This is a genomic window from Pseudovibrio sp. M1P-2-3, assembly GCF_031501865.1.
GTDB lineage: Bacteria > Pseudomonadota > Alphaproteobacteria > Rhizobiales > Stappiaceae > Pseudovibrio > Pseudovibrio corallicola.
In genome coordinates, this window is sequence record NZ_JARRCW010000002.1 from 200658 (window position 1) to 222775 (window position 22118).

Sequence of the window (22118 nt, forward strand, 5' to 3'; positions counted from 1 at the left end):
GTAAAATCGTGGAAATATAAGTCATCATATAGCTTAGTTGGATAACAAATAAGAATGGGAATTGCGCAATGAGCGGTTTTTGGTATCAACGTGAACCTATTGAAGGATTACCCCGAATCCTTATCAACGGCCGAGCTCAGATATTTGATTCTATAACAAAAGCAAATATTCCAATAATTTGGCCATATGGGATCATTAAAACACAATCAGGAGCAGCTGTATTCAACGTTGCAGAGGCGTGTGCCCTGACATTTTTGAAAGAAGCTGGCTGTAATGCGGTGTATTTGCAACTTTCACATATTGCGGAACTTACTGAAAATCATCCAACTGTAAAAGAGCTCTCACAAGAATTTGGCGTCTCCAAATGGGCTATAGTGGCTGCAGCTCGTAAAAAAAACTTGTGATTTCGATCTCTCCCGGCTGCTTATTCACACAACACCACCAAGTGAACTGATGCTCTATCAAGTTACTTCAGGAACAATTTTAAGTTATTCAGTCATGAAGAACGTGAAAAGCACTAGTCCAACAGGTGGACGCCTCGTATACAACCATGACATTTCAGTCAATGGCGACCAGTATGGAATGAAGTGTTTTGATGCTGCAGCACGCGGAGTCCGGGGTGAACGGGTTACCTTTAACTATCGCATTGACGGCACAGGAAACAAGTTTATCATCCCCTCCACTTTCAAATAACAAGCCTCGCAAATGCGAGGCTTAGTAAAATTTCTAATTTTGTAAAAAGCAGTGCACGCTGTTTATTTAAGGTAAAAGTCAGAACGGGATCTCATCATCTAGGTTTGGTGTTCCCAATAACGCATCATTATATTCTGCATTTTCAGAATCTTGCGCCCCAGTCCCATTTGTCGAATTATCCGTATTGCCAGTTTCTTGGGGTTTGTTCCCAAGCATAACAAGATTTGAATTCTTGACTGTCAACACAACTTCGGTGGAATAACGATCTTTGCCTTCTTGGTCCTGCCATTTACGAGTTTGCAATGCCCCCTCAATACATACTTGAGCGCCTTTTCGCAAATATTGCTCTGCTACTTTTGTAAGTCCTTCATTAAAAATTACAACTCTGTGCCATTCCGTCTTTTCCCTTTTCTCCCCTGTGTTTTTATCACGCCAAGTATCTGTTGTTGCCAACTTTAAGTTGGCTATTGGCTTTCCATCTTGCATGCGGCGAATTTCTGGATCCGCTCCAAGACGACCGATCAACGTTACTTTGTTCAAGGAACCACTCATTGTTTAAACCTCCAAATATTTTTATCCTATGATAAATATCACTTTATCCTTATTTGCATACTTCATCTTTATCCTCCTTTGAGCAACCCTTTTATCTGATCTTCTAATTTTCTATGATTGATAGCGTTTCATGGAATTTAGATATCCTTTACCAAATGGTGATAGGCCCACCTACTTTTATAGGGTGTGACCTTAGTTTTGGTGCACCTCGGCTAAAATTTGGGAAAATTAGATAGTGGCTCTTGAGAACAAGATTGATATTGAACACCTTGATGAAGACACATCTTGGAAACTTATCAATGGTACCCCTTTCCAACTGTTGAACGCCCTCGATCCTGCAACCAATACCCGAATTGACACATTACAACCGTCTGCGCGTGATGATGGGTATTGGTGCTATTACTCCGATGATGGACATTGGAGATATTTTAACCTGCTAAGACATAGCGGCATTTACTCTCTTCATGAGGTTGATGGGTTCACTGAAACTCCAGCGGTTAAAGCAAGTGTTAGATTTTTACAAAGATCTCCAGCTTTAGTTGAGTTCATACAGGACGAGCTTCGCTTACTGGAGCTTTATAATTCATTGTCTTCCAATTACTGGAAACTTGGAAGCTTTACCTTTGCGGGATCATGGCGTGAAGCTGCAAATATTACTGCAGCCATGGGGGGGAAAAGGGCCCCAGCTACGCAATACCTACTATCAGGATCCGAGGGATTAATTAACGAAACAATCGAGGGCTTTCTTGAGAAAATTGGTGGCAGGTTCATGAAGCCATCATCTGCAGATTGGGTTATTCAAGGCAATGCACGGCTTGAAAGCCTTATTGCAACATGCAGTACCCGCGCTCATAGCTCCCTCTCTCCGTGGTACCGGTGCTGGGCCAAAGGTGCCATGAATAAGGACCCATATAATCAGCAACTTCACATGCTTGCCTTGAACGGCCAAATCAAACAAAAAGAGTTCGAAGCAGCTCTACAGATTGCCTTCCACCTGTGAGGACAAGCAGGCGTCACAAAAGAAGATTGTTGAAACTTGCATCCTTTTTTTGAAACTGGAACTAACGGTTTTATAAAGGAGGATGCCATGTCATATGTGGCTCAAGCAAATGACCTGCAAGACGCGGGCGAAGTTATACCAGGCGCCATTAAATTTAATCACGGCAACATCCTTACCCCAGAAAAATTCGCAGCTCTAGACAGCTATCAGCAAGTTGCACTGACAACAAAAAAAGCATGCTGGCCAGAGCCAGATTGGTCAGCCATGATTAAAGAGGGTTCCGACCCTCATATGGTGGCTCTTCAAAAGGTTATTTATCAAAAAATACCGTCAAAACCTGTACTTGGTATGAATGATGACCCAGTTGAGTTCGTATCAAACTATGTCAAAGGAATTCAACTATATCGCTCGCTTATAAATGAGCAGACAGATATGCCCTCTCTAAAGGAACATATAGATAATTATATTACTTCATGCTGGGAGCAAGAAACAGAGAGTCGTCGGACGTCCTGTCTACCAGCCGACATCTTAGCCCTTTCAGCAGCAACGCGCAGCGGAGGAAAGCGTGTAAAGGGGGAGTTTTATGCTCGCTTTCAAGGTCGATACAAGTGCACGGAACTTGACCTATTTCAGGCAAAAAGCATGGTCTTTGCGGGCTGGCCTAATGCCGAAGTTGCCTGGAAGAAAAACAACCTAGTTGTGCCTCACAATGACAAATTCAGGATTCACTTTAAAAAAGGGAGATCGCTAAAGTATTATATTAAAGAGTTTGACTGTGAGAGGGATGCGGAGCACTTTCTTCAGATTCAATACAAAAAGAATAACCCTGACACCCCTAAAAAACTCAAAAAAAATGACCCCTATGGCAACCTTATTGTGGGCTCCAGACCACACTTAGACAAACTGGAAAGGACCGGACTTAACCCTGTAGGCGGTGAGAAGATGCGCTCATCAGAGGGGTTTGTTAATGAATTCAACCTAAGAGGCGTTCAATTTGGGAAAAGCGTATCTTTAGCTGAGCGGCGTAAACTCCTCCGCCTTGGGAGTGAAGCCCTACAAGATCTTTGTAATATTGTAGATATCCCAATTGCGGCGATTGGTCAGGACCAAACTTTTTCTGTTGCCTTTGGCGCTCGAGGTAGACCTGGCGCTGCAGCACACTACGAGCCAGTTCAAAAGATCATCAACCTTACCCGCTTTAATGGGGCCGGTTCAGTTGCCCATGAGCTAGCTCATTTCATTGATGATGTGATCATGAGAAAAAGCCTAGAGGCTGATGGGCATAACCAGTCAAAATACAACTATTTGAAATATGCATCCGGAGGCTCCACTCCTATGGATAAAGATGCCATTAATAGGTACGATGGGCCAGGTCACAGTGATCGAATTGATCAAGCATGGAAGAATGTCATGCAGACAATTCACTATAAGCAACCTGATTGTGACGAATACATCAACCAAATCGATGATCAATGAAAAAAATGGAAGAGCGTCCTGAAATTACAACCTATAACGGGAAACGAAAGAATGATTTGATAAGGTTACGTCAACGCCTCGTTGAGGGGGACGTCCATCTATTGCCACTGGAAAAGACTAAGTACTACGCTAGTGCACGACGACTTGATAAGCTTGATGGTCGCGCAAAAGTGCGCAAAAAACCATACTATTCCACGCCCTGTGAGCTCTTTGCCCGTGCTTTTGAAAGCTGGATCGAAGATGAATTACACAACCTTGATGCTAAATCAGAATATTTGGTTCATGGAACTCGGAATGAAAACTTTAATACAGATGTCCATCTGGCTCCGCGCTATCCAAGAGGGGAAGAACGCATTAGGATTGGCGAAGCCATGGCAAACCTAATGAAGGAACTCAAACCGGTCCTAGCCCCTAAGGTTGAGAAAGTGCATATATTTAAACCTTCCTCCAAGCCTCATCAACTCTCGCTTTTATAATGAAAAAGTGGAATGTCGGTCGGACATTCCACTTTCGACAAGTTTATCTTGAAAAAATTGATAACAAAGTGTGATAATTTGTCATATTTGAGAGGTTTTACGCTATTTTTTCCAGTTGTCCTTGTGGGAATTAGAAAATAATTAAGAGAAACAACCAGAATCAAGATATACGGAATTGTGAATAAGGGAGACTGATGAAATTATTCTAAGAAAGACAATATTATCATCATAATTGACACAGAAATGGCAAAAAAATAATAAATATAGGGTTATGATGCGTTAGTACATTGAACGAATAAGGTTCGTGGCCAAACATTAGACATAAAAAGAACACATAAAACAAAACAAGAAACCAAAGATATCACGTTAGACATCAGGTAGAGGGAATGACAGACAAACACCTTACAAAAACGTTTCTAGAAGGCGTAATTTCCATAGCGACTGCACAGGTGAATGCAGGTAACCTTGAAGCAAATGATGTATCAGGTTTCATTCGAAATGTGAGTTCAGCTCTTCAAGATTGTATCACCAAACTTGATCACCTAGATGATCAAGCCGCACTCGTCACCAAACAAGTTTCCGCCCCCCCCGTTCAGCCCGTTCAGCCCGTTCAGCCCGTTCAGAACGTTATCTCACAAGAGCAAGCGGCCCACCAGCTTGAAACTGAGGTGACAGTGAAACCTGTAAAGACAGCTTCAGAACAAACAGTGCAGGCGGCGGCACCACCACAGCCAACAGCATCGTCTTTGGCACTTAGCCCAGCTCCAGCTCAGAGTGTTGAGCAACCCAAAGCTAAACGGGGGAGACGGAAAAAAACAACTGAAAATGCCCAGGCACTACCGGCTCCAGAAGCAAATACCCCGGAAAGTAAAGAAAGCATCAAGAAGCGCTTTGCTCATCTTATTCCTGAGAAGCCTTTTGTTGATCCAGCAAAATCGGTTGAACATGATGGCATCATTTGCTTGATAGATGGAAACAAAAAAACGCTATTAAAATCTTACCTTAAAACTCATCATGGGATCACTCCGGAAGAATATATAGCGTTGTTTGATCTTCCCTCTGATTATATTTTTGTCGCCCCCGCACACACTGAAAATCGGAGGGCGAATGCGTTAAAAGGTGGTCTGGGAGTAAAGACCGGTCGAAACCGTACTAAAATGGACGCCTAATACCCCCAAATATCCGAACAATGGATATTAAACAAAAAAATTGGACGCGGAGTGCAATCTCAATGAAGATTAATTTCGCGTCTTTGTTCAACTAGGGTAAGGAAAGTCTTCTAAACTTTAAATTGCCTGTTCTTTAAGCTCCTTATATGCTAGCCAAAAACATCCTTGCAAACTAACCAGTTTAGCAAGATAAATTATCTATGAGGTTATTCTCCAATAGCCATGTATTAAGGTTTCTTGATGTTTTCTGTATTGGCTTCACATATTCGCATAAGCTTATGTTTCACCGTGTTTCTTATCTTTTCTGCCACGAGTGCTAAATCGGACGGCTTAACATGGGTTAGAGCACAGTTAGAAAACGCTGTAACGTACTATTCTGGCTCGCAAGCTCAGGCTATCAAGAATACACTCAAGAGATTAAACAAGATCCATGTTCCCATTAATGGAAAGGTAGTCCTAGTAAATGTGCCTGCGGGCCAGCTCTACGCTTTTGAGGGCGGTATTCCCATACTTGGCAGTCGTGTTATCGTTGGTCAACCAGCCCATGAAACACCAGAGCTTCAAAACAAGGTAACCTTCGTGCGGGCGCTTCCAACCTGGACGGTGCCCGAAAGTATCGTTCGGAGAAAAGGCTGGCGCGTTAAAATTTCTAAAAATCCGGATTATTTCATCGACCGTCAATTTTATGTCCTGTCAAATGGCGAGAAACTTTCTCCCTATGATGCTGCTGATTTATCAATTAGACCAGACACCTTTATCCAAAAACCCGGCCCGCATAATGCATTGGGTTTACTAAAGATTGGTTTGAACAATCATCAGGCAATCTATATGCATGATACCAATCAGCCCGAGTTATTTAACTCCACGATATGGACCGCTTCTGCGGGCTGCATACGAGTTGAAAAGGTTCGCGAGCTATCTGCCTGGATCCTAAATATGGATAGAGATAAATTGGATCATATTATTAAATCCGACCTACGCAAGACCATGTCTCCCCCCTCCCCTGTGACGGTTATAGTTGGGTATTGGACCGCATGGCCAAAACCAAATGGCGAGATTGACTTTTTCAAAGACATCTACAAAAAGGATTAGACCGAATTGCAGGATTTCCGCTCAAAGCTTTATGTACTGAGCCCTATTGTTCAGTTTAACCTCTCACTCATCCTAACAATACTGTACTGGAGTGATTTTCAGCACGTTGCCATCTTTTCTTACAACTTAATTTATCTACTATTGAGCGATCTAGAGAGCTTTTTGACATACATATGGTTATCGCTGCCTGTCCTAAAGCCCAACATTCTGTTGTTTGGAAAACTATGGCTGGGGAGTTGCGTGTTTTTGTTCGCGTTGACATTGCTAATTGCATCAAGCATTACTTTTGCTCACAGAGTAGTAGAGAAATGGTGAACATACATAGTGTTGCCAGCTTTCTAGGGAAAGGATAGCAAGAGGTATTAGATGGGTAGTATTGCTGTCAAAGTAAGTGGATGGCATGGCGATGATGGTGCGATCGTTCGGGCTCTTGATAACAGCGTAGGTATTGAGATCGGGTGTACTTTCAATGCTTCCTTATCCCCTTCCATCAAGGCACCCCGGCCAAAAGGGTTTGCCTATCATAGGAATGATGGCCTGCGTTTAAGTGGAACTGTACTCTTAAAAAACATTCAACTAGGCGAAGATAAAACTCAGCTTATCGCAGGCGAGATCGATATCATTTCAAGGCGCGAGCGAGACTGCCTGGTCTTGGTGGAAACAGCAGCCTACACCCATTTAACTTGCCCAGCTAAAGGTACAAAAGTGATCCATGAGGCAATTGTATTATTTGATGGAAACGCAATAGCCCAGACATCCTTACAACAATGCTTGATTAATGCAGAAGATCATCTAACTGACCCTTGTATGCTTGGAAATGCAGGTTTGTTTTTCACTGGTTTAAACCGCGAAAATAAAATTCTAGAGTACGAAACCGATCTTGATAGTGCTAGAGATCCTGTGGAGATCATATCCAATATGGTGCGAAAGCGCCCACAAAATATTATCGAAGCTGCACGTACTTCAGGAACCAAGCGCCCACCTTGGGTCATGGCACCTATTTGTCGACTTGGAATATCGAAAGAGCACAATTCTCGTTTGTCTGCCCAATACCATAATTATAAATATATGAGCAACGGTCACCGCCAATGGACATTTGGAGATTTAGTGTTGGTTAACTATGGCCAAGGCTGGGAGTTAGCCTCTGCGTTACCTTTGGATCGTTCCAAAGCGGCTCGTCCATACTATGAATACAAATTATTATAGGCCAAAAGCGTGTGTCATTTGATTGGTTTTAAGCAAATGACACGAATTCGCTCATGTATCCAGAGTGAAGATGCAGCCAAGTGCGTCATTAAGCACCTCTCACAAACCTCCAACTATACTATTCATTTTTTTGCTTGGCCTCTTCAATAAGCCTATGTAAATTTTGCGCGACATATTCAGTTATATCAGGAGAGACTTGTTTTCTGAGTGTAATCACCAGTTGCTTTTCGCTCTCTTTCACATCCGCATACTTCTTTTCACCAATATGAATATGTGTGAGTTTTTTAGCGGGAATAGGCTCGGGTTGTTTCCGATCCACATTGTCTAAAGCATCTTTGATGCGTAGAAATCTTGTTTCAGAATCATCAAGTTCCCATTTGCTCTCACCAGTTAGCGTTTTCCAGACTGTTTCTTTCTCATCCGGTAGCTTTCCTTTATCAAAATGTTCAGCAAGAGCCTTCCAATTTGGTCGCCCAATCCCTGGCGCACTACCAATTTGTAAGATCCGTTCGGCGGCAATGGATTCAACAATGGCAGTATTTTTTGAAACTAATGATTCTGAACTACCTGCGTTTCCAGTTGCATCAGCTACATCCTTCAAACTGGCTTTGTTTTTTCGCATTTTGTACGAGAAAAGAGCAAGTTCGATAAATGTCAGTCCTTCTCTATCGTTGTTTTCCTTCCCTTGTGCCTTCATTAACTGTAGATCATCAAGATCTTTAACCACACCATTAACGGCAATACCCAATTGCTTACAGGCTTGCACACGTCGATGTCCGTAAGCGATCTGATATTTGCCGGGGAATTCCGGATGCTCACGGACTAGTATGGGAACTTCCTGGCCGCTTGCCTCAATAGATTTAACCAGTCGCTCTAATTTCTCACTATTAAAATCAATACGGTCTGAGATAAATGAGGGAAAGCAGTCATTCGGGTTCAAGGCTCTGATCGTGGAAGACTTAGGTCTACTTGAACTTACATGCAGAGGCGCGTTCTTCGATACTTCATGTGGCGTTTGAGCCGACAGCTCAGAATAAGCACTAACAAGCTCCTTTGGCTTACTCTTAGATACCCGACTTTCTCCCAATTTAATATTGGCAGCACCTAAAATGTCATGGGTTTTTCTTTTGCTCATTAGTCCCTGCCCCATCCTGCTTTCAAGATACCTTCGATTGAATCGTTTACTTTTTTCATGGAGCCCATACCACGACTATATGTTTGAGAATGAAGTTCCCCTGCACTGACTTCATATATTGTTTTCATATTTAAACCAGCCTCGCTTATGGCCGTAGTTTGAATCATTTCAGGATCTAAGCACCCTGGCAATTGATGGAGGAAATCTGCAATGGTTTCTTGCGCTTTGGACTGACGATGAACGTTGGTCAAGATATAGCTGAGATCCCGGACCTTTTGACTGACTTCAACATTGTAGTCTGAGGTAAGCTTAGTTTCTAAGTGGACACGAAGACTACTCAAAAACTGCCTTGCGGACGCAACATCCATCCATTCGGGGTGTAAAGCAACAAGAATGTGGTCAGCTGCAGTGATAGCTGTTTTTGCTGTCCACATGAGGTTTGGAGGCGTATCTAGAATAACAACATCATATTGATCATCCACATTTTCCAAAGCTTCTGCAAGCCGCGTATCGTAGTTTAACCTTTGTATACAGGCACTATACTCACTTTCCAGCTCCTCCTTTTGCTCGTTGAGCACATTCATTTCTTCAAGCCCAATGGAGTGATTAATCAGCTTGTCTTCAATAGTCTCAAGCTCACCTTGGATGATAGGTAACCGGTAAGAAGCAATAGCAGTACCATAAGAGGCTTCACTATCCCATAAGTTGATTGGATAGCCGCCTAATGCCACATGAATATTATCCCAATATGTTGGCCAAATAACAGAACCGATATGAGATGGTTCATCCCACTTTAAAGCAGAATAGAGTGAGTTTTCATCTTTCAATCCGAGAGCATCAATCTTAAATATACTTGCAGCTGAACCTTGAGGGTCCATATCAATCAAAAGTACTCTATACCCCTTTAGGGCTAGAGACTGTGTCAAATGCACTGCTGTCGTCGTTTTCGCAGACCCCCCTTTATAATTTGCAACAGCAAATACTTTTAACTTTTCACCTTTACGCCTGCGAGGGTCGTAAAATAATGCTTTTTTGGGGTCTTTATCTTGAACTTTAGTAGCCAAATACTGCCGCACCTTATTCAAATCACCCAATGTATACATTCTAGCATTTGTTTTCGGTGCCCGTTTGATTTTCAAACCGGCAGTGTCACAACTATCAGCAAGATATGCTGGGGTGATTTTTAACAGCGCCCCAGCTTCTTTTGGTGTAAACGTTCTCAAGACTTTCACATCATGAGGATCGTTGGTAGAGATAGAAACTTGGTCAATAGTGCTTTCAAGAAATGAAACAGCTTGATCTACATCATCAAGTATTTGAAGATGGCTATCAAACGCGCTCTTATAATTTTCGATTACTGCTTCTGACATAACAATATACCCACCTATTACAAATGAAATCACTAATTGATCGAAATCAGATCATAGTTACTTTTAGAGATGCGATCATAAACTATACATGTGACAACATTCCCCATATGCGACATTAGCCGCATTTATGATAAAACATCGAATGCGGGCTTATGTCAAGAAGATGGATGAATTATACATGCTATGATGAAATTTATTTTTTATCCTATTTATAGGATAATGAATGAATTCCATGTAATTTAATGCCAAGCAAGAAGCTAGCTCCATTTAAGCCCTCCCCCACCCTCATAGAGGGTATGGCCTGTTGCACAGAATCTCAATTGGGCAGAAACAATCTTGTCATCGCTCCATGAAGTGTGAGATGCCTAGATTCTCAAGGTATTACTTAAACTTTATTGAAATGATGTCTAACTTACAAAAACTAAGAGCCATACTCATATCGGATCACAGCTGCTACGACTAGAATGAAAGCGGAAAATGTTATTTTGAGCAGCCCCGTTTGAGTGGTCCACTTTGAAAGTTAGTGCATGGTTGGCCTTTGGTCCACCGGAATGATGACTTCCGGAACCGGCGGTCGGTAACCCAGTGCACTGTGCGGTCGTTTGGTATTGTAGTGTTTCCTCCAGCTTTCTATGATTATTTGGGCTTCACGTAGGGAGTAGAAGATTTCTCCATTCAATAGTTCATCACGCATTCGGGCATTGAAACTCTCGCAATATCCGTTTTCCCAAGGCGAGCCTGGCTCAATGTAGGCTGTTTGGGCTCCCACGGCTTTGATCCACTTTTGAACCGCCTTTGCAACGAACTCCGGGCCGTTATCTGAACGAATATAGGCAGGTGACCCGCGCATAATGAACAGATCCGTCAACACATCGATGACCTCGTTCGAGTTCAGCTTTCGCTTCACCCGAATAGCAAGGCATTCACGCGTGTATTCATCCAGAATATTCAGCGTTCTGAAGGCCCTACCGTCTTCTGTTCGATGATGCACAAAGTCGTAGGACCACACATGATTTCGGTATTCCGGTCGCAGCCGGACGCAAGACCCGTCATTGAGCCAGAGCCGCCCCTTTTTCAATTGCTTCATAGGAACTTTCAGCCCCTCTCGTCGCCACAGGCGTTCGACACGTTTGTCATTCACCTGCCACCCTGCATCTTTCAGCAAAGCGGCAATCCGACGGTAACCATATCGGCCATAGTGGCGTGCCAGTTCAATCATGTCTGCAACCAAGGGCTCTTCATCGGCCCGGCCCACCGATACGCGACGCTGTGTGGAGCGATGCTGACCAAGAACACGGCAAACACGCCGTTCGGAAACCTTCAGCTGACTGCGAACATGATTGATGCAGGCTCTGCGACGAGCGGGGCTCAGAAGTTTCCCTTAGCAGCCTCGCTAAGGATCAGCTTGTCCAATGTCAGATCGGAGACTGCACGGCGCAAACGCTCGTTTTCTTTCTGCAGACGCTTCAGCTCCTTGAGCTATTCTGTGCCCATTCCGCCGTACTTCTTCTTCCAGCGATAATAGGTTTGTTCAGTAACACCAATCTGTCGGATCGCATCCATGCGCCCCATTCCTTGCCACCTCAGGACTTCAACCTGCCGCAGTTTAACGACAATCACTTCTGGCTTTGGTCTCTTGATTCCCATATTGAGTCCTCCGTTTCCTAATTATAAACGTAGACCACTTCTTTGGGGGAGGCTCAGATGAAACATATCTTAAGGTCAAAGGGAAATGGGTTTACCTATATGGTGCCTTTGATAAACATGGCAAAACCGTTGATTATATGTTCTCAAATACTTCGTGACGAAGATGCCTAAACCCTGCTCTTTTAGAAAGCCATTGGTAACATTGCCTTTCCGGTAAAGGTCGTTATGGACAATAATGAAGTCCGTATGGCCGAGCTCAACAAGACCTATATTTACTTACTATTAGTCGGGCATTGGGTGTCATGTATCGATATCCTGCAAGTCGAATATTTTAACGAAATCAGCTAAGTTATGCATCAGGTCATCTAGAGGCGGACAAGAGCAACAATAGGCTTCAAATCTATTCACCTAACCGAAACGAGGCGAATGTGAATGGAAACGGCGTGCATGATCCGGAAACCAGCTCAACGTCATTTTGTGGTTTTCGCAGAGTAAGTGCATCTAGACGATAGGTTTAATCTTGGCTCAGACAAAATTTATGACATTACCGTCATAATAAATGTGGTGCTTAATCGGATATAAAAGCCCCTCCCCTTTCAATTCACATTATACCAGCGGCATTTATAATTGACCTGTGTGAGCCCATTGTCTCATGCCGATTGATGTGATGGTGTTGGGTTGTTGAATAAGTTTGTTCCATGCCTCGCAGGCAGCCTCGACAATCTCTTGGTAATTTTTAAAGACTCGGTTTGATAGCCAGTTTTGGCGTAAATACTGCCAGATATTCTCAACCGGATTGAGTTCCGGGGAGCGCGGGGGGAGCATCATAAGGGTTATGTTCTCAGGGATTGTCAGTTTTGCTGTGGTATGCCAGCCTGCTTGATCCATCAGTACCACTGCATGGGCACCAGTCGCGACGGTTCTACTGATCTCTTCCAGATGTAATTGCATGGAGTCTGTATTGGCTTTGGGCAAAACAAGGGCTGCCCCTTTGCCACGGGCGGGGCAGATCGCCCCGAATAAATAGGTTGATTGATAGCGTCCGTCGCGGGGAGCCCGTGGCCTGGTTCCTTTTGTCGCCCATCTTCTTGCAAGACCATTTTTCTGACCAATGCGAGCTTCGTCCTGCCACCATATTTCTATAGATTTTTGTGGGGGCAAATGCGCTGTTATCTCCTTGAGATTGCTATGGAAGTTTTTTTAAATGTCTCCATAAGGTGTTTGTCCTGCCCCGGATGCTGAGGCCGGACGCTGACCCGAGAAAAGCCAAGGTCTTTGAGGAGGTTTGAAATTGCTCTTTCGCTATAGCTGACCCCAAACTTTTCCTCGATGACACCTTGCAGATCCTGCCGTCTCCAACGGACCACACCATGCTGGTGTAAATCAGGACCAGCTTCAACTACATCAGACAACTCTGCCATTTGCTCATGAGTGAGCCACCGGGCACGGCCCGGGCTCTTACGGTTGCATAGACCCTCTGGTCCTTCTGCGTTAAACCGATGTACCCAGTCTCGCAGCGTTTGGCGGTCCATACCGCCCATTCGCGCCGCATCCAAGCGCGACAACCCATCATAAACAGCAGCAAGAGCAAGAAGGCGGCGACTTTGTCTCACATCCTTACTTTGGCAAGCAAGAGCGCGTAACGAGGAAGCATCATAATCAGGACGTAGTGGGATCGCTGGCATTGAGAATATCCTTCCTCAATGTTGAATCATAATTCAAGTGATTTGGGAATCCATATGCCGAGTCAAAAGCACATGCCTTTGGTATTACCAGTCAACTCAATATACCTGAGAAAAATATCTGGGTGAAAACAAGTGCAACAGTCAATTTATTTTCACCTCCCTACCCATTCTTGACAGCTGTCAAACTGGATAAACTCAGCTGCTACTGGCCTAAGCCAGTAGGTTTTAACACGCGCCATCGAGTATACTGATGTATGGTTTACCGAAATATTCGACCACTCTTCGTACAAAGGCACCCCATCGCCCAAAATGGCAGCCCCAATATACCTTCTTTAGCCCGAGAAATCTCTGCATAGCCTTTGCACGAGGAGCGACCCTTGATCTTATGCATTACTTGGCTGATCGACAAATGCGGTGGCACTATTACAAAAAGTGAACGAGGTCCTTAGAGATCCCCCTTCTAATATCTGAACCCTTATCTCTTAGATAGTCCGATGGATGATATTGTGTAGAAAGAGACCAAACTCCTCACGCAACATAGGCTTGCGATAACTGACAATCCAGATGAGAAACTTGTTGTAATGGTCATATGTTACTTCTCACCTGATTCAGATCAGACTAACTACGGAGGCTTTGATTCAAGACTATAAAAAACTATACTTTGACAGCTGTCAAACCAATATACTGCTGACATTCTAATAAGCACAACCTATAAAAAACAAATTTTTCATAAGCCTATTTTATCATCAATATAGTACAGGCAGATGTATATAAAACTGCATTCCAGTTTATTATTACAAAGGGTACTCACTCATATCCGGAAGTGCCCTAACCTTGCACCTCTTACACTGGGCCAAATGTTTTTACTTTTAGCTGACCATAGTTCCGTATTAGAGCTCGTGTGAACCAAATGTAAAACATTATTGAGATTTGACAGCTGTCAAGTCCGTAGGTCGTTGGTCATGTTTTAAAGTCTGCTTGTCATAATGTTTCTATGAAAAGAATTCCGAATCTTTTTGATATATATTTCATTCCCTTTTAGAGACCCCGCATGCAACCGCTTTCTCACGGCACAGTCTCTGATATCGGCATATCATGAAAGTCGGTTTAATCAGACGAGAAGATGGCGATTAGTAATGATATTCCCTATTACAGCTACGCGTATGAACAATAAGGAGCATACTGAAACTAGCATTAATCAGGCATAGTTTCCTCCCCCCCAAAAAGACAACGGTTAGCTGGATTTTATCATACCCCGGATTAAGGAAAACTAAAAAACTTAAGATGCAGATATGAGTAATCTACGCCGAATGGGCAAGTGTCGCAGTTACATATAAAGATTGGCGCAATCAGTCTTTTACAACCTTAATCCGAAATTACCCTTGAGAACGTGCCAAGAAAGAAGGCTCCTGAACCTGAACCTGAACCTGAACCTGAACCTGAACCTGAACCTGAACCTGAACCTGAACCTGAACCTGAACCTGAACCTGAACCTGAACCTGAAAATGTTGCAAATATTATTTGATATATACAGATACTATATGGTTTTTTAGCTGAAAGATATGGTTCTAGATCACACCGAAACACTTACTGACTTGACAGCTGTCAAGTCAGTAATTTGCGGGTAATGGAGAGAATTTGACAGCTGTCAAGTCGATGAAAAGAGGGCCGTATCTAAGTTTGACAGCTGTCAAGTATAAGATAAACCGAAGAGAAGTTGATCTGAGTAAGTAGCTATATCTTTGGCAAATGGGAAATGTGAGTTGAAGAGCTATTGCTATGATCCACTAGTTCTGAGTTGAAATCAGAATCAGAGCTTTTTGGTCGTATGCAATCAAATGGTAAATGTGTTTCATGACCCAATTCTGATACTAATTCACGTGAAGAAATTGAACCGTACATTTTGGTATTCTCTAATATTGGTACTTTGATATCATTCTCCCATTGATGCACAATTTCCCTTACAATGTTCCCACAATGAGTTGAAAGGTCGGTGGAACTGTTGTGAATGCCATTTAATTGTTTCTCTACATCTCTAGAAAAACCTGGTTTCTTTAAAGACATTGGCGCCCTATTAAGCCACATTGTTCCCTTAGGTGTGAGAGTTAGATCCTGGTTTAAGAGGTTTCTTTCAAATATAGTATTTATGTGATGCGCCCATGTTGATGGCCTCCCCAATCCTTCCTTTATGGCAAGTCCGAGCAGAACAGTGTCACATCTGCGATCAATGATTTTGGATTTTTCCCATCTTTTTCTTCCTGGGTACTTTGACGAAACTTCCCGTCCCCATTTAAGACTTGCTAGGACTTCATAAACTTCATCGCCAAAACCATATGAACGTGCATGATCTGCAAATAATGGCCCATCATGCATCTCAATTTTTATTCTTTTACCCGCCTTTATAACTCCCCGAGAAATTAAGACTTCAACTGCATCAACCTGGCTAAGTTTACATGGATCTTTGTTGTAATCTACGGTTACTAATGGATGAGGGGCATCATGTTCTGTTGGTTCAACATTTTCCTCCATCATTCGTGTATCAATAATCGCCTCTCTGTTGTTCAAAATTCTTTCGATTTTAATACGAGCTGAGGCTGAAAGTCCACGCGATCCAGCCCGTGGATATGATAGCCGGCCTGCTTCATAAAGTGTCTGCATACACTTAGAGGTTTCCATGGGAGAGAGGTCCAACTGATTGCCAGCTTCGATCATCACATCACTCATATTTGGTACCGCATTGGAGGATCGGACTTGTGATTTTGTGACGTGAAGTTCTGGTAGCTTCATTTCTAATAGGGACGTTGCTATTTGCTCAGTTATAGGTCCTTTTATTGGAATTTCAGTCACCCAGTGAGCCTGATTGTGTTTATCTGGAGCAACAAGTTTTAGGTATTTTGTGGCAGGTCTCTGGCGGAACACCAATGAAAGAAGGCCTGTCCCAACACGCCCCACAGCTATTCCATTACCTGAAAAGGTACTTCCAATTAATCTATCAACAATGGATCTAACTCGCCCTGGATATGTCTTACTTTCGTCCATACAAGTAGCCTGAGACAAAGCATTTTCAACTGAGTGCTTATCAAGTCCATCAAATCGAACTCTCATTACCTTGCATGGTAACTTTCTAATAAGGGACCACACATCCCATGCAATAACTTCTCCTTCCTGATCACCATCAGTGGCAATGTAAACTTTGGTCGCAGATAGTGCTTCCTGTTGTATTCGTTTCGAAACGCCATTGTTTTTTGGCTGACGTGTATATTCAATAAAGTCACTATTGATTTGTAAATCTTTGAGGGGAGGGGGGATGTGAAATAAGTGTCCCCTGGTTGCTATAACTTTCGCGTTAAAGCCGATCTCTTGAAATACTTTTTTTACTTGTTTGCATTTTCCCGGCGCTTCAATGATCACAAGCTTCATCTGATGACTCCTTATGTGCCTCATATTCAAGATAGTTGCCCTACTGAACGAGACACAAATTCGCAAAGGCGGCAAGGGGAGGGGAGGGGAGGGGAGGGGAGGGAAGGGAAGGGAAGGGAAGGGAAGGAGAGATAACTAAGGTAAAAGAGGAGTCTAAGCTCCTCTCATGTATAAATAACGTATATTTGTCCTACTGTTTATGGCCTGACTGCGAGAATTTACTCACGACAGCCGAGGCGATGTTTTTAAGTAGGTTCCTAAGATTCTCCAATACCATGCTGACTTTACTCGACATTTCATTACCTTTATCAAGGAGTGGGTCCTCTAGTTCATTGAGCTTATTTTGCGCTTGCTCCATGTGCTCAGTGGCACTTTTATTAAGAGCAGTGATCTTGTCATCCTCTGGAGCATTTTTCTCGAGGTAATCTTTTTGAAGGTTTACAGTTTCAGTGTACCCTCTGATCGCCTCTAAAAACTCTATGCCCTTCGAAGTTTTTCTCATAACTTCGTCATTGGCCAGTATTTCTTGGACTGCAGCATGGTCACTATGTTTTGGTGAGTTTAGGGCTTGTTGTAGGTACTCCCCTAGACTTGTACCTTCGACTGCTGCCTTTTCATGCAGATTAGCTTCGACAGCAAGTTTCTTGATGGTTTCATTGCGATTACTATTTAATGAATGAATTCCGGAGCTCATCGCTTCAAGAACCTGAGCGGTTTCATTGTACTCCCGTGCCAATTGTTGGGAGTATTCTCTTCCAAAAGCTTTAGATTTCTGATCAATCCTACTGCTTAAACTCTTACTTATCTGAGCAACCGCACCAGTTCCACTTTTTGCTAACCCTGTTGCTGCTGTAACAAGATCACCCGCAGCACCGAATATATTCGTTGCCGATGTTTTGGCTTGATAACCTAGATTTGGAGATCCGCCACTCATTGGGGCAGCGACCATTCCATCCCCGAATTCTGATTGCAGTGGTGTTTTTAAACTCGGACTTTCGACAGGTTCATCACTATATGAACTTTGATGTTGTGTATCTATTTTTCGTGGCTGGGCAGGATCTTTACGTTCAGAACGTACCTCTTGCTTATTATTTTGCATACTCTCTTCAAGATCATCAACATACTCGATTTTCTGTTCTTGAAGAGTTTTCTTTAAGCTTTCAAAACTGGATTCTGGGTATTCGTTTATGCCAGCGGTATCCTCTAGTTCCTCCTCCTCCTCCCCAAAGTTAGAAAAGTCACCAAGTTTTACTTTGATATTCTCTTGCGTTACATCACTTTCTTTGTGAGCAGGTGCGTCCTCTGCCTTAGTAAAGAACCTAGATAAGGGGTTCTCCTCTATAACCTCAACGTCACTGTCTTGATCAAGATCTTCTTCTGCAGCAGACGTAAATGCCGATAGGCTTAGTACACGTTCTTGTCCTTCCTGACCGTGCTCATGCTCCTCGGTTTCGCCAATATTTTTGTCCGAAGATAGATCAGATTGCTCACCGGCATGATCTAAAGATTGTTGTTCTTCGAGTTCCTCATCTAGGTTTTTCTCCTCTTCGTCCTCAAGCTCTTTCGGGTGCGTGCTTTCGAGTTTTTCGACAGATAGCTCGTTCGATTGTGGTTCTATATCTGGGACCTGGCTTAATTCCGCTGAATCGTCGTCAGGTGCCACATCCATGACAAACTCAGTGTCGTCATGCTTTTCCATCCCATCAATTCCAACCGGGTCTGATACTGGAATTTTATCCTGTTGAGCTTCATCCAATGCTACGTCCGACATAGTCACCTCTATCTATCCTTAAATGTATTAGGAACCATCATGCCTGTTTGCGTTGCAAGATTCAGGCTAATTCTTTCCATATATTCAAGGTTTTCGAAATTTTGATAGGCGATAACTGCTAGGATATTACGGATATCTTTAATGGCAGCTGCGGAACTTTTTTCTGCTTCAGCCATTGCATTCTTATCTAAAAGCCACTGGCGCGAGATAAGTGCTAGAAAATCTTTCGGTGACAGGCCTTTTTCGAACGAAGCGTTCTTATAGATATCCGGCATAGTTTGGCTGACACCCACGGCCCATTCTGAACTTTTACTTCCCTCCCCAGATGGCATCCTTTGTGACATAAGATAAGATATGGTTTCTGAGGACACAGACATTGCAGTTGCCTTTTTATTGCGCTCAGCAATGGTCTCAAGAGTATCAAAGTGCGCTATCTCATCTCCTGAGACTTGAGGTAGGACCTCCCAAGCAGATAGGTTTAAGGACGCGGCCAAAGCGGCCTCCTTATATTCCGGAGGGATACCGTAGGTACCATCTTCATTCTTGCGCAATAATGTTTGTTTAACATTTATATCTGCGTTTGGTGTTTCACTAACTTTTTGACAGACATCATTTGCAACATCTTGTTCACTGGCAAATTTTAGACAGTGGACTTCAACAAGGACCTCCTTGGCAACCTTATCCCCTTTACTTGAAGGGGCACCGTCTTCTCCAAGGATAAATTTTTCAATTTCTTCATCCAGTTGTTTCTTAACTACATCAGAATTTCGAAGAACTCTAGCTGAGGTAGATCCAGTGATCATTGAACACGATTTTGTTCCAGAGACTGCATCACGCATTGCATCAAGTCTGGCCTGTTCAACAGCTTTCACCGTTGCCCTATCATCTTGCTGGTCGGCAAGAGAGTGCCCGGCACCAGTTTGCTCCCGCAGGTTTCCAGATAGTTGGCCTGTGGCCAGGCGTAGGGTTTCCATTATTGCCAGCTGCAGGGCATGTACCTTATTGTTTGTATTTTCATTTATATTGTCACGCACACTTTCTTCAGCATGTTTCTTATACTGGTCCCAGCGAAGACCGCCGTGGGCATTTGCCTCAACAGCCGTTAACATTGTGAATACCGCAAATGATGTGCCCAAATGTCGTAGATTCAATTTCATAGTTCTTTTCCTAAAATAAATCCGAAAGACTAAAGGATGAGACGGCATCAGCTAATTCAGATGGTTTAAGGACGTCCAAATTGGCAATACTCAAAAGTTGATCCGCAGAACCAGTCTGGGCAGCGAAACCTTTAAATGGATCATATCCACCAATACCGGCCCCACTCATATTAGGTAGCGCGCTAGAAGCCACTTGCTGTGCAACTGTAACAGCATCATTGCAAGTCCAGTTCTGCATCGTATTGGCAAGACTAGTAATAGACGGGGGTTTGAAGAGCACATCTATACTTGGCATTGTAAACAGCTTATCTAAACATCCATTTGCGGCAAAACCTGACCCCTTTGACGTTTTCATGGCCGATATCTTGCTAAAGCCAACCTGAGAGCTCTGTGCGGCAGTAACTATCTGATCAACATGCTTTTGGGACAAGTCACTCAGTTGTTGGGCAACACCTGGATCACAACTGGGGTCGGTGTTTTGGGTCGCAGGGCTTTGATTATTGGAAATTCGACTATAGGACCCATCCCCAAAATTTGTTGAGCCGCCACCAGTTGTAAATCTTCCCGCCACAGCAGAGATGTCCAACCCCACAGCATTGGACATGATCGAACTTAGTTCCTTTCCCAGTTCTGAACTTGGAAAGCTCAATGAGCCCGTTCTGAGAAATTTATCGAATTCAGTAGCACCAATGGACATTGCACCTGCAAGAAGTGAGGCTTCATCCAGTTGAAAACTTCCAATTTTTCCGCCAGAGAACGCAGTGGTGCCCATGGTTGACAATTGGGACCAAACTTTATTCATTTCTGATCTAGAAGTTTCTAGGCCCGTTAACCTACTAAAGTCATCTTCCACCGAATATGCAGAGGCCAACATTGTCCCTTCAATGAGAAAACCAACTGCTATGGCTAATCTTACGGTTTTCCTCACCTTCTCCTCCTAGGCTTCACAGCCTCAGCTCTATCGACTATACCGAAACCATTTCCAGACCAACCCAGTGTTATATATCCTTGTTTGGTTTCTAAGGTTAGATCAGGCAATCCATTCCTTAAGGTTTCAGATACCTGCACTTTTCCAAATGTACTAGATGAAAGAATAGTCTTCCATCTGTTGTCTTCCGACCTATGAATTATCCTGATAGGGCAACCGTTAAGTTTGCCACACACCCCATCGCCTTTTGCCAACAGGATCTTTATTCGCCCACTGGACTGAGGTAGGTCTGCAATGGAAAGAGAAATAGGATCTTTTTTATTCAGTTTACGAGCCCCTACACCAAAGGCAGCTGACAAACTTTGCGATTTCGCACTATCAATTTTTTCAAATTTGACTTCAGAACCGCGGCCAGTAACCATTGGTTTATAGGACTTCCCTTCCCAATACCATGTGACATCATCTGTTTTTAAGGAAGCGTAGGATTGATGTTGTATCCGATGAATTTCAATTGTCTTAGAGAACCGATCTAGAACAAAGCGCCACCCTTGTGGGACATGACGTAAAATTACAGTTCGGCAAGATTTATAGCCCTGTTTGCAGGAGCTAGAATGCTCAAAACGTGCAACAAGTTCCGCAACACCATCATTATTTAAATCATGGGCCCCAGCCAATACCTTAATTCCTGGCCGTGCACTAATGTAGGAACGGAACAACTGCTTAATGACCGCGCCTGTTTGATCATTTGAAAGTGGGTTCAAATTTATTAGACTGCCGGCATTGGCACCTGCAAGCGATTGTCCCAGCAAAAAAGTCCCTAAACAGACTATTTTTTTAAAGTTCCTCATTGGAACAGATCCCCTAGGCTAAAAATAATTTGTCCCGATCCATTTGAAGACCCACTTGTGTCAATTTCGATGGAGCCTAAGCTATCACCCAAATTGACACCTGGTATGAGCTCACCCGGATTTAAAGACCCATTAGCAATATCTCCTAGGTCAGAAATATTGGTAAGCTCTTCCAAGATTTTATTTGCTTCATCACACGCCATCTGGGTAACCTGCCCAAGTATATCCGTTAGGCTTGGTGGCTTAAATAGAATATCCGTTCCACCATTAAGCATTAGATCATCAAGGCATGTTGATTTTGAAAATGTAGACGGCCGCTTAGAAAAGTTTTGGTCTGCCACACCAGCCGAGGCGACAATATAGGCTTCCCTCTGCTTATCCAGTGCTTCTTGTACAGATGGATCACACCCGTCATTTGCATATGTGTTAGCACATGCTGAAAAGAGAACACACAGAGCTGTCATAGATTTGAGAAGGTTCATGTATCATCCTA

The 22118-nt window shown here is 43.3% G+C and carries 19 protein-coding genes and 2 pseudogenes; 9 read left to right on the forward strand and 12 right to left on the reverse strand.

Translation table 11 applies throughout. The annotated features are described in order from the left end of the window. Positions 1-68: 68 nt before the first annotated feature. Together P6574_RS21370 and P6574_RS21375 are read left to right on the forward strand one after the other, a co-directional pair. Positions 69-404, forward strand: coding sequence for a hypothetical protein (locus tag P6574_RS21370; RefSeq protein ID WP_310622363.1), 336 nt, complete (start codon positions 69-71; stop codon positions 402-404). 103 nt (positions 405-507) lie between these two features. Beyond that, positions 508-693, forward strand: coding sequence for a hypothetical protein (locus P6574_RS21375; RefSeq protein ID WP_310622364.1), 186 nt, complete (start codon positions 508-510; stop codon positions 691-693). A 78-nt stretch (positions 694-771) separates the two neighbouring features. On the opposite strand, the gene ssb is transcribed toward P6574_RS21375, so the two are convergent. After that, on the reverse strand, positions 772-1245 hold the full coding sequence (gene ssb, locus P6574_RS21380; protein WP_310622365.1) for a single-stranded DNA-binding protein: 474 nt from the start codon (positions 1243-1245) through the stop codon (positions 772-774). A 235-nt stretch (positions 1246-1480) separates the two neighbouring features. Here ssb and P6574_RS21385 point away from each other — a divergent pair, with 235 nt between their 5' ends. The 6 genes from P6574_RS21385 to P6574_RS21410 all read left to right on the forward strand — a co-directional run bounded on the left by P6574_RS21385 (position 1481) and on the right by P6574_RS21410 (position 7664). After that, positions 1481-2245 carry a hypothetical protein gene (locus P6574_RS21385; protein ID WP_310622366.1) on the forward strand — a complete coding sequence of 255 codons (765 nt, stop codon included), beginning with the start codon at positions 1481-1483 and terminating at the stop codon, positions 2243-2245. A gap of 87 nt (positions 2246-2332) precedes the next feature. Beyond that, positions 2333-3721, forward strand: a complete 1389-nt coding sequence (locus P6574_RS21390; RefSeq protein ID WP_310622367.1) for a hypothetical protein — start codon at positions 2333-2335, stop codon at positions 3719-3721. Next, positions 3718-4197 carry an LPD1 domain-containing protein gene (locus P6574_RS21395; protein WP_310622368.1) on the forward strand — a complete coding sequence of 160 codons (480 nt, stop codon included), beginning with the start codon at positions 3718-3720 and terminating at the stop codon, positions 4195-4197. The genes P6574_RS21390 and P6574_RS21395 overlap by 4 nt, the downstream gene beginning before the upstream one ends. A 386-nt stretch (positions 4198-4583) precedes the next feature. Further along, positions 4584-5366 (forward strand): MucR family transcriptional regulator, encoded by a 783-nt coding sequence (locus P6574_RS21400; RefSeq protein ID WP_310622369.1) that lies wholly within the window; start codon positions 4584-4586, stop codon positions 5364-5366. Positions 5367-5606: 240 nt separating this feature from the next. Next, the gene (locus P6574_RS21405) at positions 5607-6458 is read left to right on the forward strand and encodes a L,D-transpeptidase family protein (protein WP_310622370.1); all 852 of its coding nucleotides are present in this window, start codon (positions 5607-5609) and stop codon (positions 6456-6458) included. A 366-nt stretch (positions 6459-6824) separates the two neighbouring features. Further along, positions 6825-7664, forward strand: a complete 840-nt coding sequence (locus P6574_RS21410; protein WP_310622371.1) for a hypothetical protein — start codon at positions 6825-6827, stop codon at positions 7662-7664. 118 nt (positions 7665-7782) lie between these two features. Here P6574_RS21410 and repB read toward each other — a convergent pair whose 3' ends face one another. The 3 genes and pseudogenes from repB to P6574_RS21425 all read right to left on the reverse strand — a co-directional run bounded on the left by repB (position 7783) and on the right by P6574_RS21425 (position 11816). Then, positions 7783-8799, reverse strand: a complete 1017-nt coding sequence (gene repB, locus P6574_RS21415) for a plasmid partitioning protein RepB (RefSeq protein WP_310622372.1) — start codon at positions 8797-8799, stop codon at positions 7783-7785. Further along, a complete protein-coding gene (locus P6574_RS21420) occupies positions 8799-10169 on the reverse strand; it encodes an AAA family ATPase (RefSeq protein WP_310622373.1) in 1371 nt (456 codons plus the stop codon). Before P6574_RS21420 ends, repB begins: the two co-directional genes overlap by 1 nt. A 520-nt stretch (positions 10170-10689) precedes the next feature. Beyond that, positions 10690-11816: pseudogene (locus P6574_RS21425) on the reverse strand (IS3 family transposase). Positions 11817-11872: 56 nt separating this feature from the next. Here P6574_RS21425 and P6574_RS21430 point away from each other — a divergent pair. Next, positions 11873-11962, forward strand: a pseudogene (locus P6574_RS21430) (DDE-type integrase/transposase/recombinase); the annotation flags it as partial. 475 nt (positions 11963-12437) lie between these two features. On the opposite strand, the gene P6574_RS21435 reads toward P6574_RS21430, so the two are convergent. The 8 genes from P6574_RS21435 to P6574_RS21470 form a co-directional block, all read right to left on the reverse strand. Beyond that, a protein-coding gene (locus P6574_RS21435) for an IS630 family transposase (RefSeq protein ID WP_310622374.1) occupies positions 12438-13501 on the reverse strand; the annotation gives its coding sequence in 2 pieces (ribosomal slippage) (positions 12438-13018 and positions 13018-13501; 1065 coding nt in all). A gap of 1376 nt (positions 13502-14877) precedes the next feature. Further along, complete coding sequence (locus P6574_RS21440; protein ID WP_310622375.1) at positions 14878-15015, reverse strand: hypothetical protein; 138 nt, start codon at positions 15013-15015, stop codon at positions 14878-14880. A gap of 220 nt (positions 15016-15235) precedes the next feature. Further along, on the reverse strand, positions 15236-16921 hold the full coding sequence (locus P6574_RS21445) for a DNA topoisomerase (protein ID WP_310622376.1): 1686 nt from the start codon (positions 16919-16921) through the stop codon (positions 15236-15238). A gap of 190 nt (positions 16922-17111) precedes the next feature. Further along, positions 17112-18692, reverse strand: coding sequence for a hypothetical protein (locus P6574_RS21450; protein ID WP_310622377.1), 1581 nt, complete (start codon positions 18690-18692; stop codon positions 17112-17114). Positions 18693-18700: 8 nt separating this feature from the next. Further along, positions 18701-19849, reverse strand: coding sequence for a hypothetical protein (locus P6574_RS21455; RefSeq protein WP_310622378.1), 1149 nt, complete (start codon positions 19847-19849; stop codon positions 18701-18703). Between the two features lie 10 nt (positions 19850-19859). Continuing rightward, entirely contained in the window at positions 19860-20702 is an 843-nt protein-coding gene (locus tag P6574_RS21460) for a hypothetical protein (protein ID WP_310622379.1), read from the reverse strand. Between the two features lie 71 nt (positions 20703-20773). Beyond that, complete coding sequence (locus P6574_RS21465) at positions 20774-21625, reverse strand: hypothetical protein (RefSeq protein ID WP_310622380.1); 852 nt, start codon at positions 21623-21625, stop codon at positions 20774-20776. Continuing rightward, positions 21622-22107 (reverse strand): hypothetical protein, encoded by a 486-nt coding sequence (locus P6574_RS21470; protein ID WP_310622381.1) that lies wholly within the window; start codon positions 22105-22107, stop codon positions 21622-21624. Before P6574_RS21470 ends, P6574_RS21465 begins: the two co-directional genes overlap by 4 nt. Positions 22108-22118 lie beyond the last annotated feature (11 nt).

Excerpts from the sequence above, each read along its gene's own strand:
- P6574_RS21420 (WP_310622373.1), bottom strand. The coding sequence starts at position 10,169 with ATGTCAGAAGCAGTAATCGAAAATTATAAGAGCGCGTTTGATAGCCAT.
- P6574_RS21395 (WP_310622368.1), top strand. The coding sequence starts at position 3,718 with ATGAAAAAAATGGAAGAGCGTCCTGAAATTACAACCTATAACGGGAAA.
- repB (WP_310622372.1), bottom strand. The coding sequence starts at position 8,799 with ATGAGCAAAAGAAAAACCCATGACATTTTAGGTGCTGCCAATATTAAA.
- P6574_RS21445 (WP_310622376.1), bottom strand. The coding sequence starts at position 16,921 with ATGAAGCTTGTGATCATTGAAGCGCCGGGAAAATGCAAACAAGTAAAA.
- P6574_RS21400 (WP_310622369.1), top strand. The coding sequence starts at position 4,584 with ATGACAGACAAACACCTTACAAAAACGTTTCTAGAAGGCGTAATTTCC.
- P6574_RS21390 (WP_310622367.1), top strand. The coding sequence starts at position 2,333 with ATGTCATATGTGGCTCAAGCAAATGACCTGCAAGACGCGGGCGAAGTT.
- P6574_RS21470 (WP_310622381.1), bottom strand. The coding sequence starts at position 22,107 with ATGAACCTTCTCAAATCTATGACAGCTCTGTGTGTTCTCTTTTCAGCA.
- P6574_RS21455 (WP_310622378.1), bottom strand. The coding sequence starts at position 19,849 with ATGAAATTGAATCTACGACATTTGGGCACATCATTTGCGGTATTCACA.
- P6574_RS21370 (WP_310622363.1), top strand. The coding sequence starts at position 69 with ATGAGCGGTTTTTGGTATCAACGTGAACCTATTGAAGGATTACCCCGA.
- P6574_RS21405 (WP_310622370.1), top strand. The coding sequence starts at position 5,607 with ATGTTTTCTGTATTGGCTTCACATATTCGCATAAGCTTATGTTTCACC.
- P6574_RS21450 (WP_310622377.1), bottom strand. The coding sequence starts at position 18,692 with ATGTCGGACGTAGCATTGGATGAAGCTCAACAGGATAAAATTCCAGTA.
- ssb (WP_310622365.1), bottom strand. The coding sequence starts at position 1,245 with ATGAGTGGTTCCTTGAACAAAGTAACGTTGATCGGTCGTCTTGGAGCG.
- P6574_RS21410 (WP_310622371.1), top strand. The coding sequence starts at position 6,825 with ATGGGTAGTATTGCTGTCAAAGTAAGTGGATGGCATGGCGATGATGGT.
- P6574_RS21465 (WP_310622380.1), bottom strand. The coding sequence starts at position 21,625 with ATGAGGAACTTTAAAAAAATAGTCTGTTTAGGGACTTTTTTGCTGGGA.